11 protein-coding genes are annotated in these 12,748 nt (G+C 71.1%); 2 read left to right on the forward strand and 9 right to left on the reverse strand.

Annotated features, from left to right (window positions below; genetic code table 11):
• Positions 1-55 precede the first annotated feature (55 nt).
• Genes ggh through L1857_RS27800 form a run of 5 tightly spaced genes read right to left on the reverse strand, consistent with a single transcriptional unit; the run spans position 56 to position 5,573 of the window.
• Complete coding sequence (ggh, locus tag L1857_RS27780; RefSeq protein WP_249466741.1) at positions 56-1,447, reverse strand: glucosylglycerate hydrolase; 1,392 nt, start codon at positions 1,445-1,447, stop codon at positions 56-58.
• Entirely contained in the window at positions 1,448-2,524 is a 1,077-nt protein-coding gene (locus L1857_RS27785) for an ABC transporter ATP-binding protein (RefSeq protein WP_116112577.1), read from the reverse strand.
• A 9-nt stretch (positions 2,525-2,533) separates the two neighbouring features.
• Positions 2,534-3,382, reverse strand: a complete 849-nt coding sequence (locus L1857_RS27790) for a carbohydrate ABC transporter permease (protein ID WP_094007487.1) — start codon at positions 3,380-3,382, stop codon at positions 2,534-2,536.
• Positions 3,379-4,254 carry a carbohydrate ABC transporter permease gene (locus L1857_RS27795; protein WP_116112574.1) on the reverse strand — a complete coding sequence of 292 codons (876 nt, stop codon included), beginning with the start codon at positions 4,252-4,254 and terminating at the stop codon, positions 3,379-3,381. Before L1857_RS27795 ends, L1857_RS27790 begins: the two co-directional genes overlap by 4 nt.
• Positions 4,254-5,573, reverse strand: a complete 1,320-nt coding sequence (locus tag L1857_RS27800; RefSeq protein ID WP_116112571.1) for an ABC transporter substrate-binding protein — start codon at positions 5,571-5,573, stop codon at positions 4,254-4,256. Before L1857_RS27800 ends, L1857_RS27795 begins: the two co-directional genes overlap by 1 nt.
• A 77-nt stretch (positions 5,574-5,650) precedes the next feature.
• Between L1857_RS27800 and L1857_RS27805 the strand changes: the two genes are divergently transcribed.
• A complete protein-coding gene (locus L1857_RS27805) occupies positions 5,651-6,814 on the forward strand; it encodes an ROK family transcriptional regulator (RefSeq protein ID WP_116112568.1) in 1,164 nt (387 codons plus the stop codon).
• 34 nt (positions 6,815-6,848) lie between these two features.
• On the opposite strand, the gene L1857_RS27810 is transcribed toward L1857_RS27805, so the two are convergent.
• The 4 genes from L1857_RS27810 to L1857_RS27825 are packed head-to-tail and all read right to left on the reverse strand — an operon-like array spanning position 6,849 to position 10,638.
• Positions 6,849-7,604, reverse strand: a complete 756-nt coding sequence (locus tag L1857_RS27810) for a succinate dehydrogenase/fumarate reductase iron-sulfur subunit (RefSeq protein ID WP_094007483.1) — start codon at positions 7,602-7,604, stop codon at positions 6,849-6,851.
• Positions 7,601-9,514, reverse strand: coding sequence for a fumarate reductase/succinate dehydrogenase flavoprotein subunit (locus L1857_RS27815; protein WP_116112565.1), 1,914 nt, complete (start codon positions 9,512-9,514; stop codon positions 7,601-7,603). Before L1857_RS27815 ends, L1857_RS27810 begins: the two co-directional genes overlap by 4 nt.
• A 30-nt stretch (positions 9,515-9,544) precedes the next feature.
• Entirely contained in the window at positions 9,545-10,351 is an 807-nt protein-coding gene (locus tag L1857_RS27820) for a hypothetical protein (protein WP_094007481.1), read from the reverse strand.
• Complete coding sequence (locus tag L1857_RS27825; protein WP_017983947.1) at positions 10,348-10,638, reverse strand: hypothetical protein; 291 nt, start codon at positions 10,636-10,638, stop codon at positions 10,348-10,350. Before L1857_RS27825 ends, L1857_RS27820 begins: the two co-directional genes overlap by 4 nt.
• A 236-nt stretch (positions 10,639-10,874) precedes the next feature.
• Here L1857_RS27825 and edd point away from each other — a divergent pair, with 236 nt between their 5' ends.
• The gene (edd, locus tag L1857_RS27830) at positions 10,875-12,743 is read left to right on the forward strand and encodes a phosphogluconate dehydratase (protein WP_094007480.1); all 1,869 of its coding nucleotides are present in this window, start codon (positions 10,875-10,877) and stop codon (positions 12,741-12,743) included.
• Positions 12,744-12,748: the final 5 nt, after the last annotated feature.

Genomic DNA, 12,748 nt, shown 5'->3' on the forward strand with positions numbered 1-12,748 from the left:
CGACAGCGAAGAGGGGCGTGGCGAGCGATCGCCACGCCCCTCTTGTTCGTCCGGGTCAGTCCGCGTCGGCGCAGAGCCAGTCGAGCACCACGGCCGCCGTCCAGCTCTGGTCGGTGCTGCCGAGCGGCTCGCCGGTGAACGGTTCGTAGTACTCACCGAACGCGCCGTCGTCGGTCAGGCGCAGGCCGGCTTCGCGCAGCTTGCGGGCCCGCTCGTGCCAGCCGCGGCGTTCGAACGCCCATCCGAACAGCCAGTTCACGACCGGCCACTGTGGACCGCGCCAGTACTGGCGCGGGTTGAAGCCGGGCCGCATGGGCGACACCGACGGCGGCACCGGCGCCAGCAGGCCGGGGTGCCCGCACCAGCGGTCGCTGTCCAGCAGCGACAGCAGCCGCAGCTGCACCTCGTCCGGCGCGCCCCCGCACAGCAGCGGCGAGAACCCGGCGATCGTCTGGGTGTCCAGCCACCGGTTGGCACGCAGGTCGCGATCCCGCGCCATGCCGGACACCGAGTGGCAGCTGGCCGCGACCGCCTCGCGCGCCCGCGCCGCCCAGTCCGCCAGGTCCGCGAGCTGCGACGCGGGCTGGCCGAACTCGGTGCCCAGCTCGATCAGCACGTCGCAGGACACCGCGAACAGCGCGGTGATGAACACGTCCCCGACCAGGAAGCTGGAGCTGCGCACGATCTCCTTCTGGTCGTAGCCCGCGCGGCGCATCTCCTCGATGAGCCACAGGTAGCGGTCGTACTCCTTGTCGGTGGGCCGCTCGCTCGGGTCGCCGATGATGCGCACGTCCTTGCGCACGTACGGCGGCAGCTCCTCCCCCGGGTTGACCGCCGCGTAGGGCACGTCCCAGCGCGGCGAGTTGTCCATTCCGGACTCCCAGCCGTGCACGATCGCGACCAGCCCGCTCGCCCCCGGGGTGCGGTACTCGACCAGCCAGCGGTGCCAGGAGTACAGCGCGGGCCAGATCGAGCGAGCGAACCGCTCGGCGTCGGCGCGGTCCTGCGGCGAGGAGGCGCGGGCGATCTCCAGCATCCGCTGCACGGCGATCGCGTGCACCGGCGGCTGGCAGATCCCGGACGTGCGCACGTTCCGCGGCCCGTCGACCGCGGTGTCGGTGCCCCACCGGTCCGGACCGGGGAAGTAGGCGTCGTCGTCGGTGAAGACGATGTGCGGCACCATGCCGTTGCGCCACTGCGCCTTGAACAGGGTCTCCAGCTCGGCGACCGCGCGCGGCAGGTCCAGCCGCGCCAGGCCGATCGAGATGAACGCGGCGTCCCAGCTCCACATGTGCGGGTAGAGCCGCGGCGCCGCGGTGACCACGGCGCCGGTGTCGTTGTCCCTCAGCACCCGGGCGGCCCGCGCCGCCAGGGTGGGCCTGGCGTAGCGGACCGGTCTACTGCCGCCGGCGGCTCCTTCCGGGGGTCGGCTGACGTCGACGGTCATCTACTTCGCCTCCAACAGGAGCTGGGTTTCCGGGTCATACCACCGGCACTGCTCCGGCGGCAGGCCCAGCTTCAGGGTCTGGCCGGGTTCGGCGCGGAAACTCGCCGGTGCCTGGACTTTCAGTACCTGCCCGCACAGCTCCGTGGTGAGCAGCGTCGAGGACCCCAGCGGCTCGAAGACCTGCACGTCGCCACGCAGGCCGTCCGATGCGGGTTCGACGGAGATCGACTCGGGCCGGATGCCGAGCCGCAACCGTTTGCCCTGGAACGTCTTCAGCGCGGCCGGGACCGGCAGGGTCTGGCCGCCGAAGTCGATCCGCGTGCCGTCCTCGCTGACGGTCCCGGTGAGGAAGTTCATCGGCGGGCTGCCCAGGAACCCGCCGACGAACTCGTCCGCCGGTTCGGTGTAGACGGCGACCGGGTCGCCGCACTGGGCGATGCGCCCCTCGCGCATGACGGCGACCCGGTCGCCCAGCGACAGCGCCTCGACCTGGTCGTGCGTCACGTACAGCGTGGTCACGCCGATCTCGTTGACCAGCTTCTTCAGCTCGGCGCGGAAGGACAGCCGCAGCAGCGCGTCCAGATTGGACAGCGGCTCGTCCATCAGCAGCACGTCGGCGTCCATCACGATCGCCCGCGCCACCGCCACGCGCTGCCGCTGACCGCCGGACAGCTTCGCCGGGTACCGGTCCAGGTAGGGCGTGAGCTGCAGCAGCTCCGCGGCCCACTCGACCTTCTTGCGCACCTCGTCCGCGGGCACTCCGTGCACGCGCAGGCCGAAGCCGATGTTGTCGGCGACCTTCTTGTTCGGGAACACCGCGTACGACTGGAACACCATGGACAGGTTGCGCCGCCGCGGTTCCAGGTAGGTGACGTCACGGCCGCCGATGACGATCTGGCCCGAGTCCGGCGTCTCCAGCCCGGCCACCATCCGCAGCAGCGTGGTCTTGCCGCAGCCGGACGGGCCGAGCAGGACCATGAACTCACCGTCGGCCACCTCGAGCGACACCTCGTCGGTGGCGCGCGCGGTGCCGCCCGGGTAGGTCTTCACGAGCTCGTGCAAGACGACCTCAGCCATGGCGCTCCCTCATCGCAGCGTGGTCCCCCACATGTTCACCAGGTACCGGCGCATCACGAAGATGAACACCAGCGCGGGCAGGATCAGCGCGAAGCCGCCGGCGAACCGGTAGGCCTGCGGCGCCTCCCCGAGCGAGGCCAGCACCTGGGCGGGCAGTGTCCGGTGCCCGAGCGTGATCACGGCGGCGCCGAGGATCTCGTTCCAGGACAACACGAACGTGAAGATCGACGACGCCGCCAGTCCGGGCAGCGCGAGCGGGAACACGACCCGGCGCGCCGCCTCGAACCGGCTGCAGCCGAACACGCGGGCGGCCTCTTCGACGTCGGTGGGCACCGAGACGAAGATGCTCGCGCTGATCAGCACGGTGGTCGGCATGGCGAGCGTGGTGTGCAGCAGCGTCACCGAGAACACCGTGTCGTAGACGCCGAAGTTCAGGAACATCGTCGCCAGCGGCACGGACAGCACCACGATCGGCAGCGCGCGGGCCAGCAGCATGAACACCTGGTAGGCGTCCTTGCCGCGGAACACCTGGCGCGCCAGCGCGTACCCGGCGGGCGCGCCGACCAGCAGCGACAGCACGACCGTGTAGACGCCGACGAGCAGCGAGTTGCCCAGCGCCGGGACGGTGCCGGTGGCCTGGATGAACGCCAGCAGCGTGTCGGCGGAGAAGGCGCTCGGGATCAGCGGCTTCGGGAACTCCAGCAGCGCCTGCGGCGAGGACACCGCGGCCAGCCCGATCAGGATCATCGGCACGACCATGAACAGGCTGATCAGCACGCACGCGACCTGGACGGCGATCGCGCGGCGACGACGACGGCGCAGCGGCGCCCGGTCGATCGGTGGCAGGGTCGTGGTCACCTGGCCGCCTCCCGCTGCCGCATGGTGCGCAGGTAGAACAGCGCCGTGGCGAGGGAGAGCGCCAGCACGACCAGCGCGGCCGCGCTGGCGACGGCCGGGTTCTGCAGGTTGACGTACCACTGGTAGGTCTCCCCGACCAGCAGCGGGAAGTCCCGCCCGGTCAGCGCCTGCGCGACCGCGAACGCCTGCAGCGCCAGGATCGTGCGCAGGATCAGCGCGACCTGCAGGCTCGGCTTGAGCTGCGGCAGCGTCACGTGCCACAACCGCTGCCACGCGGTCGCGCCGAACACCTGCGCGGCCTCGTCGAAGTCCTTCGGCACCATCTGGATGCCGGCCACCACGATGACGAACACCAGCGACGTGGCGCGCCAGATCTCGGCGATCACCACGGCCAGCAGCATGGTGGACGTGTTGGTGTAGGTCAGCCACTGCACGCCGGTGCCGGAGATCCCCCACGACACCAGCAGCGAGTTGAGGTAGCCGCGGCTGTCGAACACCGACAGCCACACCAGGCCGGCGGCCAGCTCGGACACCGCGAGCGGGATGGTCCACAGGTAGAAGTGGCCGGACAGGAACCTCGGCCGGGCCTGCACGAGCAGCGCCATCGCCACGGCCAGCACGAGCTGGACCGGCACCACGATGACGATCAGCAGCAGGGTGTTGCGCAGCGCTTTCAGGAAGTACGGGTCGCCGAAGAGCCGGTCCCACGCCGCGAGCGTGAACCCGGAGCCGTCGGTGAACGCCGAGATCAGCGCCTGGATCACCGGCCAGCCGAACAGGGCCAGCATGAACACGACCGACGGCGCGAGCAGCAGCCACGGCGAACCGGCCAGGCGACGCCTCTTCGGTGCTTCCAGGACGGCCACGGCCATCAGGCCACCTCGCAACGCTCGGCGGGCGGATCGGGCGCCCAGCACGGCACCTTCAGATCGTCGAACACCTTCTGCAACACCCGGGCCTGACTGTCCAAAGTCGACCGGATGTCCGCTCCGTCGAGGACGATCGCCTGGAAGGAGTCCTTGAACGCCTTGGTGACCTCGCCCTCGCGGGTGCCCAGGCCGACCGGCAGCAGGGACAGGATCGAGCCGGGCGCGTCCCGCTGGCGCTGCACCGCGCCGGCCTCCATCTGCAGGGCGGGCGGCAGGTCGGCGGGGATCGGCGCGTCCACCACCGGGAAGAACCCGTTCGACCGCAGCAGCCCGGTCTGCGCCTGCGGCGCCGACAGCGCCTGGATCACCTGCTCGGCCTGGCGGCGGTCGGTGCTGCCCTTGGGGATCGCGAGCCCGAGCACGACGGCCATGTAGCCCAGGCCGCGGGGGCCGCGCGGCGCGGGCAGCATGCGCCACCGCTGCGGCTGGCCGCCGGGTGCGGACACCAGGCGCGCGACGTGGTCCCAGCCGATCTTCGCCGCGCCCGCCTGCAGCGGCTCCTGCATGAAGTCGTAGGTGGTGCTGGACGGGCTGGTGTTGGCCCACAGCTCCTTGAGGTACTGCCACGCGGTGACGGCCTCCGGCGAGCGGAACGTGGTGATCTGGCCGCCGGTGAACGAGGGCAGCAGGTAGCCCTGCAGGAAGCGGTGGATCAGGCCCTTCGGCCCGCACGGCAGGCCCAGCATCGGCTGGTTGCCGTTGGCGCGGCGGGCGGCGATCGCCCAGTCCAGGAACTGGTCGTAGGTGAGGGTGTCCGGGTCCGCGCCCGGTGGCAGGTGGGCCAGGGCGTCCTCGTGCGCGGCGAGCACGAAGCTGGCCTGCGCCCACGGGACGTACCAGGACTGCTGGGTGCCGGCCTTGGCCAGCGCCAGGAACTCGTCCGGGATCCCGTGGCCGGCCGGCACGCCGGAGACGTCCTCCAGGTACTCGCCGGCGAGCGGGGCGAGGTCGCTGTGCGAGCCGCCGAGCAGGCCGACCTGGGTGCGCCCGGCGCCGACCTGGCTCTGCACCTGGCTGGCGAACGGGCCCTCCTCGATGGTGACGTAGCTCACCGATCCGGGGAAGGTCCCGGCCAGGAACGTCCGGAAGCGTTCGGCCTCGGCTACCGGCCGGAACTGCGTGGACAGGAAGACCATGCCGCCGCCGCCCGTGGTCGCGAATCCGACGCACCCGGCGGCCATGGAGGCGGCGCCGGCCAGGAAGACCCCCCGGAGGACGGTACGACGGGTGGGGCCGCTGCCGGTCAGGCTGGCCGCGCGCATTCAGTTCCACCCCGATGTCGCCGTCTACACTTCTGTCTGGTCATTGAACATAAGTCCTCGCGGGAGATCCTGTCAACATGCCCCCGGCACGCACCGGCTCGCCCACCTCGGCCGGCCACATCCTCGCGATCCTGCGCGACGAGGGACCGCTGACGCGGCAGCAGCTGCAGGACCGGACCGGCCTGTCCCGCGCGACCCTGGTCGAACGGCTCGACGTGCTGCAGCGGCTGAAGCTGCTGCGCCAGGTCGGGCACCGCGCGTCCAGCGGCGGGCGGCCCGCCGAGATGCTCGCCGCCGACGACGTGGGCCGGACCGCGCTGGTGGGCGACATCGGCCAGCGGCACGCGACGATCGCCGCGGTGGACCTGCGCGGCACCGTGTTCGGGCAGGTGCGTCGCCCGCTGCAGGCCGGGCACCGGCCGGCGGAGACGCTGTCGTTCCTGCTGGACGCCGGGCGCAGGCTGCTGGCCGAGGCCGGGCGCGCGGACAGCCTGTGCGCGTTCGGGCTGAGCGTGCCGGGGCAGATCGACCACGACACCGGGACGACGATCGCGCCACCGTCGATGTCGGAGTGGCGGGGGGTCCGGCTGCGCGACCCCTTCACCGACGCGCTGTCGGTGCCGGTGTTCCTGGAGAACGACGCGAACGCGCTGGCGTTCGGCGCGTACTGCGAGATGAACCGGCCGCGCGCGGCGCTGGTCGGGGTGAAGGTCGGCACCGGGATCGGCGCGGGGATGGTGATCTCCGGGCGGGTGCACCGCGGCGAGACCGGGTGCGCCGGCGAGGTGGGGCACATCCGCATCGAGGGTTCCGACCTGCGCTGCGACTGCGGGCGGCGGGGCTGCGTGTCGGCGATCGCCAGCGGCCAGGCGGTGATCCGCACGCTGCGGCCGACGGGGGTGCGCAGCGCGGAGGATGTGCTGCGCCGGGTGCGCGCCGGTCACCCCGAGGCGGTCCGCGTGACGCGCGAGGCGGGCCGGCTGGTGGGCACGGTGCTGGCGACCGTGGTGACGATCGTGAACCCGCGGTACGTGCGGGTCGGCGGGGCGATCGGGGTGCTGCCGCCGTTCCTGGAGGGACTGCGCGAGGTGGTGCTGGCCGGCGCGCACACCAGTTCACTGGACAGCCTCGACATCGGGCCCTGCACGCTCGGCGTCGACACCACGCTGACCGGCGTGGCGGGCCTCGTCGCGGACGAGGTCCTGGCCCCGGAGACGGTCGATGCGATGGCGGCGCTGTAGCCACCACCGCATCCTCGCCGGGGAAGTGCGGCTCCTAATCCGCCTTCCGCCGGAAGATCTTGCTGCCCAGCCAGACCACCGGGTCGTACCGGTGGTCCACCACGCGTTCCTTCATCGGGATCAGCGCGTTGTCGGTGATGTGGATGTTCTCCGGGCAGACCTCCGTGCAGCACTTCGTGATGTTGCAGTACCCGAGGCCGTGCTCGTCCTGGGCGGCGTGCCTGCGGTCGGCCACGTCGAGCGGGTGCATCTCCAGCTCGGCGATCCGCATCAGGAACCGCGGCCCGGCGAAGTTCTCCTTGTTCTCCTCGTGGTCGCGGATCACGTGGCAGGTGTTCTGGCACAGGAAGCACTCGATGCACTTGCGGAACTCCTGCGAGCGCTCCACGTCGACCTGCTTCATCCGGTACTCGCCCGGTTTCAGGTTCGCCGGCGGGGTGAACGCGGGGATCTCGCGCGCCTTCGTGTAGTTGTACGAGACATCGGTGACGAGGTCGCGGATCACCGGGAACGTCCGCATCGGCGTGACGGTGACGACCTCGTCCTCGGCGAAGACCGACATGCGCGTCATGCACAGCAGCCGCGGGCGGCCGTTGATCTCCGCCGAGCACGAGCCGCACTTGCCCGCCTTGCAGTTCCACCGCACCGCCAGGTCCGAGCACTGCGTGGCCTGCAGCCGGTGGATGATGTCGAGCACGACCTCACCCTCGTTGACCTCGACCGTGAAGTCCTGCAGCCCGCCGCTGTTCGCGTCGCCGCGCCACACCCGGAACGAAGCCTTGTAGCTCACGACTGCCTCCCCGGGTGGCCGGCCAGCTCTTCGTCGGTGTAGTACTTCTCCAGCTCGCTCAGCTCGAACAGCTCCAGCAGCTCGGGCCGCATCGGCTCCTGGTCCTTCGGCGTGACCGTGACCTCCAGCGCCAGTGGATCGTCCCCGGAGGCGCTGCACACCAGCAGCTTGTTGCGCCACCGGGAATCCATCTGCGGGTAGTCGTCCCGCGTGTGCCCGCCCCGGCTCTCGGTGCGCATCAGCGCGGCCCGCGCGACGCACTCGCTGACCAGCAGCATGTTGCGCAGGTCCACGGCCAGGTGCCAGCCCGGGTTGAACTGCCGGTGCCCCTCGACGGTGACGTTGCGGATGCGCTTCTTGATCTCGTCCAGCCTGGCCAGCGCCTGCTCGATCTCCTCGGCCTTGCGGATGATCCCGACCAGGTCGTTCATCGCCTGCTGCAGCTCGTTGTGCAGGGTGTACGGGTTCTCCTCGACACCCTCGGCGGGCGGGTCGAACGGCACCAGCGCGGTGCGGGCCGCCTTGTCGACATCGGACTGCGCGACCGCGGGACGGGTCTCCAGACCCTCCACATAGGACGCGGCGCCGAGACCCGCGCGACGGCCGAACACCAGCAGGTCCGACAGCGAGTTGCCACCCAGCCGGTTGGACCCGTGCATCCCGCCGGAGCACTCCCCCGCCGCGAACAACCCGCGCACGCCGGAGGCCGCGGTGTCCGGGTCGACCTCGATGCCGCCCATCACGTAGTGGCAGGTCGGGCCGACCTCCATCGGCTCGGCGGTGATGTCCACATCGGCCAGTTCCTTGAACTGGTGGTACATCGACGGCAGCCGCCTGCGGATCTCCTCCGGCGTCAGGCGGCTGGCGATGTCCAGGAACACGCCACCGTGCGGCGACCCGCGCCCCGCCTTGACCTCGGAGTTGATCGCCCGCGCCACCTCGTCGCGCGGCAGCAGGTCCGGCGTGCGGCGGTTGTTCTCCTGGTCGGTGTACCAGCGGTCGGCCTCCTCCTCGGAGTCGGCGTACTGGCCCTTGAACACGTCCGGCACGTAGTCGAACATGAACCGCTTGTCCTCGGAGTTCTTCAGCACCCCGCCGTCACCGCGCACGCCCTCGGTGACCAGGATGCCCTTCACGCTGGGCGGCCAGACCATGCCCGTCGGGTGGAACTGGACGAACTCCATGTTGATCAGGTCCGCCCCGGCGCGCAGCGCGAGCGCGTGCCCGTCGCCGGTGTACTCCCACGAGTTCGACGTGACCTTGAACGACTTGCCGATGCCGCCCGTCGCGAGCACCACGGCCGGCGTCTCGAACAGGATGAACCGGCCGCTCTCCCGCCAGTACCCGAACGCCCCGGCGATCCGGTCACCGTCCTTGAGCAGCTCGGTGATCGTGCACTCGGCGAAGACCTTCAGCTTGGCCTCGTAGTCGCCGAACTCGCGGAGGTCCTCCTGCTGCAGCGAGACGATCTTCTGCTGCATCGTGCGGATCAGCTCCAGCCCGGTGCGGTCGCCGACGTGCGCCAGCCGCGGGTAGGTGTGCCCGCCGAAGTTGCGCTGGCTGATCCGCCCGTCCGGGGTGCGGTCGAACAGGGCGCCGTAGGTCTCCAGCTCCCACACCCGGTCCGGCGCCTCCTTGGCGTGCAGCTCCGCCATGCGCCAGTTGTTGAGGAACTTGCCGCCGCGCATGGTGTCCCGGAAGTGCACCTGCCAGCTGTCCCGCTCGTTCGCGTTGCCCATCGCGGCGGCGCACCCGCCCTCGGCCATGACCGTGTGCGCCTTGCCGAACAGCGACTTGCACACCACCGCCACCGACAGCCCGCGCTGCCGCGCCTCGATCACCGCTCGCAGACCGGCGCCACCGGCGCCGATCACCACCACGTCATAACTGTGCCGCTCGACTTCCGCCATTGCCTGCCCACCTAGTCCTTGAAGTCCTTGTCAGTCCACGAAACGCAGATCGGGGATGGCGCCGCTGGCCACGAGCATCACGTAGAGGTCGGTGACCACGAGCGTCCCCAGGGTGATCCAGGCCAGCAGCATGTGCCGGTTGTTGAGCTTGGTGACCTGGGTCCAGAGCCAGTACCGCACCGGGTGGCGGGAGAAGTGCTTCAACCGCCCGCCGACCACGTGCCGGCACGAGTGGCAGGACAGGGTGTAGGCCCAGAGCATGATCACGTTGCCGAGCAGGACCAGGTTGCCCAGCCCGAAGCCGAACCCGCCGGTCTCGCCGTGGAACGCGACGATCGCGTCGTAGGTGTTGATCACCGAGATCAGCACCGCCACGTAGAAGAAGTAACGGTGGGCGTTCTGCAGGATCAGCGGCAGCCGGGTCTCCCCCGTGTAGCGGCCGTGCGGTTCGGCGACCGCGCACGCCGGCGGCGAGAACCACACCGACCGGTAGTAGGCCTTGCGGTAGTAGTAGCAGGTCAGGCGGAAGCCGAGCAGGAACGGCAGCGACAGGAACGCCAGCGGGATCCAGCCCGGCAGCTCGCCGAACGGCGTGCCGAAGTGGGCCGACCCCGGCACGCACGAGTCGCTCAGGCACGGCGAGTAGAACGGCGTCAGGTAGCCGTACTCCGGCACGTAGTAGGCGGTGCGGACGAACGAGCGGATGCCGGCGTAGATGACGAAGGCGGCCAGTCCGAGCGTGGTGAACAGCGGCGGGACCCACCACCGGTCGGTGCGCAGGGTCCGTGCGGTGATCCGGGCGCGCCCGCTAGCGGCGTCGGTAGCGGGAGCGCTCACCGCTGGTCACGGTGGTATCCGCCGACCCCTTCGTCGTCGGCCCCCTGCCAGAGGGCCGGGTCGTACGGGCCGTCGGGGATCTTCACGACGGCCGAGGGGTCCAGCGGCTTGGGCTGGACCGGGACGCTGGGCTGCTCCAGGTCGCTCGCGTCGATGTCCAGGCGGTCGACGTCGTTGGCCAGGCGGCGGACCGCGGAGGCGTCACCGTAGCGCGATCGCAGGGCACCGACGCACTGCTTGAGCTGGCCGATCGTGCGGCGGAGTTCGGCGAGTTCGGTGGTGGTCATGACTACCTCCGGGTCAGTTCGGCGGCGAGCCGGGGCTGCTACCGACTCTGCCGCTCCGCGTGCAATGTGACAAGTAGCACACCCTAGGTTGATGTTGTGATCGGGGTCACCTGAAACGATCTTCTTAATCGATTTTGACCCGGCCGATCCGCCAGCTACTGTGTCCACTGTCACGACCGTGCGACGCCAGCGAAGTCGTCAGCCGGACCAGCCGACGAGTTCCAGGTGGTTCTCCCGTGCACACACCCCGAACACCCGTCCACCCCGTCGTCGAGGAAGTCACCGAGCGCATCGCCGCGCGCAGTGCCGCCACCCGCAGCGCCTACCTGGCGCGCATGGCCGCCGCCCGCGCCGAGGGGCCCGCGCGCGCCGGACTCGCGTGCAGCAACCTCGCCCACGGCTTCGCCGCGTGCGGCGGTGAAGACCGCATCGCGCTGCGCGGGCTGCGCAAGCCCGGTATCGCGATCGTGTCCGCCTACAACGACCTGCTCTCCGCGCACCAGCCGCTGGACGAGTTCCCCGCGTGGATCAAGGACGCCGCCCGTGAAGCGGGCGGGGTCGCCCAGTTCGCCGGCGGCGTGCCCGCCATGTGCGACGGCATCACGCAGGGCCGCGCCGGGATGGAGCTGTCCCTGTTCAGCCGCGAGGTCATCGCGATGGCCACCGCGATCGCGCTGTCGCACGAGATGTTCGACGGCGCGCTGCTGCTCGGCGTGTGCGACAAGATCGTGCCCGGCCTGCTGATCGGCGCGCTGTCCTTCGGGCATCTGCCCGCCCTGCTGGTGCCCGCCGGGCCGATGACGTCGGGCCTGCCGAACAAGGAGAAGGCCCGCGTGCGGCAGCTCTACGCCGAGGGCCGGGCCACCCGCGAGGACCTGCTGGAGGCTGAGTCGGCGTCCTACCACTCGGCGGGCACCTGCACCTTCTACGGCACCGCGAACTCCAACCAGCTGGTCGTCGAGGTCATGGGCCTGCACCTGCCCGGCGCGAGCTTCGTGCACCCGGGCACGCCGCTGCGCCGCGCGCTCACCGAAGAGGCGGCGCGGCGGGTGGTCGCGTTGTCGCGGGCGGACGAGTACACGCCGCTGGCCGAGGTGATCAGCGAGCGTTCGGTGGTCAACGGCGTGGTGTCGCTGCTGGCCACCGGCGGGTCGACCAACCACACGATGCACCTGGTCGCCATCGCCGCGGCCGCCGGCATCGAGCTGACCTGGGACGACTTTTCCGACCTGTCGGCGGTGGTGCCGCTGCTGGCCAGCGTCTACCCGAACGGCAGCGCGGACATCAACCACTTCCACGCCGCGGGCGGGGTGCAGGTGCTCATCGGCTCGCTGCTCGACGCCGGGCTGCTGCACGAGGACGTCCGCACGGTGGCCGGGGACGGGCTGTCGCGGTACCGGTCGGAGCCGGTGCTGGACGGTGGCTCGCTGACCTGGCGGGAGGTGCCGGCGCGCAGCCTGGACGAGGACGTGCTGCGGCCGGTGAGCAACCCGTTCGCGGCCGACGGCGGGTTGCGGATGCTGTCCGGGAGCCTCGGGCGCGCGGTGATGAAGGTGTCGGCGGTCGCGCCCGAGCACCGGGTGGTGCGGGCGCCGGCGCGGGTCTTCACGTCGCAGGAGGCGTTCACCGCGGCGTTCCGGGCGGGTGAGCTGGACCGGGACGTCGTGGTGGTGATCCGCAACCAGGGGCCGCAGGCCAACGGGATGCCGGAGCTGCACGGCCTGACGCCCGCGCTCGGGGTACTGATGGACCGCGGGCACCGGGTCGCGCTGGTCACCGACGGCCGGATGTCCGGCGCGTCGGGCAAGATCCCGGCCGCGATCCAGGTGACGCCGGAGGCTGCCGCCGGCGGCCCGCTGGCGCGGGTCGCCGATGGAGACGAGGTGGTGGTCGACGCGGTCGCCGGGCGGCTGGACGTGCTGGTCGACGAGGAGTCGCTGGCCGCGCGGCCGTTGCGGGACGCGCCGCCGGATGAGGCATCCTGGGTCGGGACCGGCCGGGAGCTGTTCACCGCGCTGCGCCGCGCGGTCGGGCCGGCGGACCAGGGGGCCGGCGTGTTCGGGCCGATGACGCCGGGCCATTTCGGGGCTCCGGCGCGAGTGTGAGGAGA

This window comes from Amycolatopsis thermalba (assembly GCF_023376025.1).
Taxonomy (GTDB): Bacteria; Actinomycetota; Actinomycetes; order Mycobacteriales; family Pseudonocardiaceae; genus Amycolatopsis_E; species Amycolatopsis_E thermalba.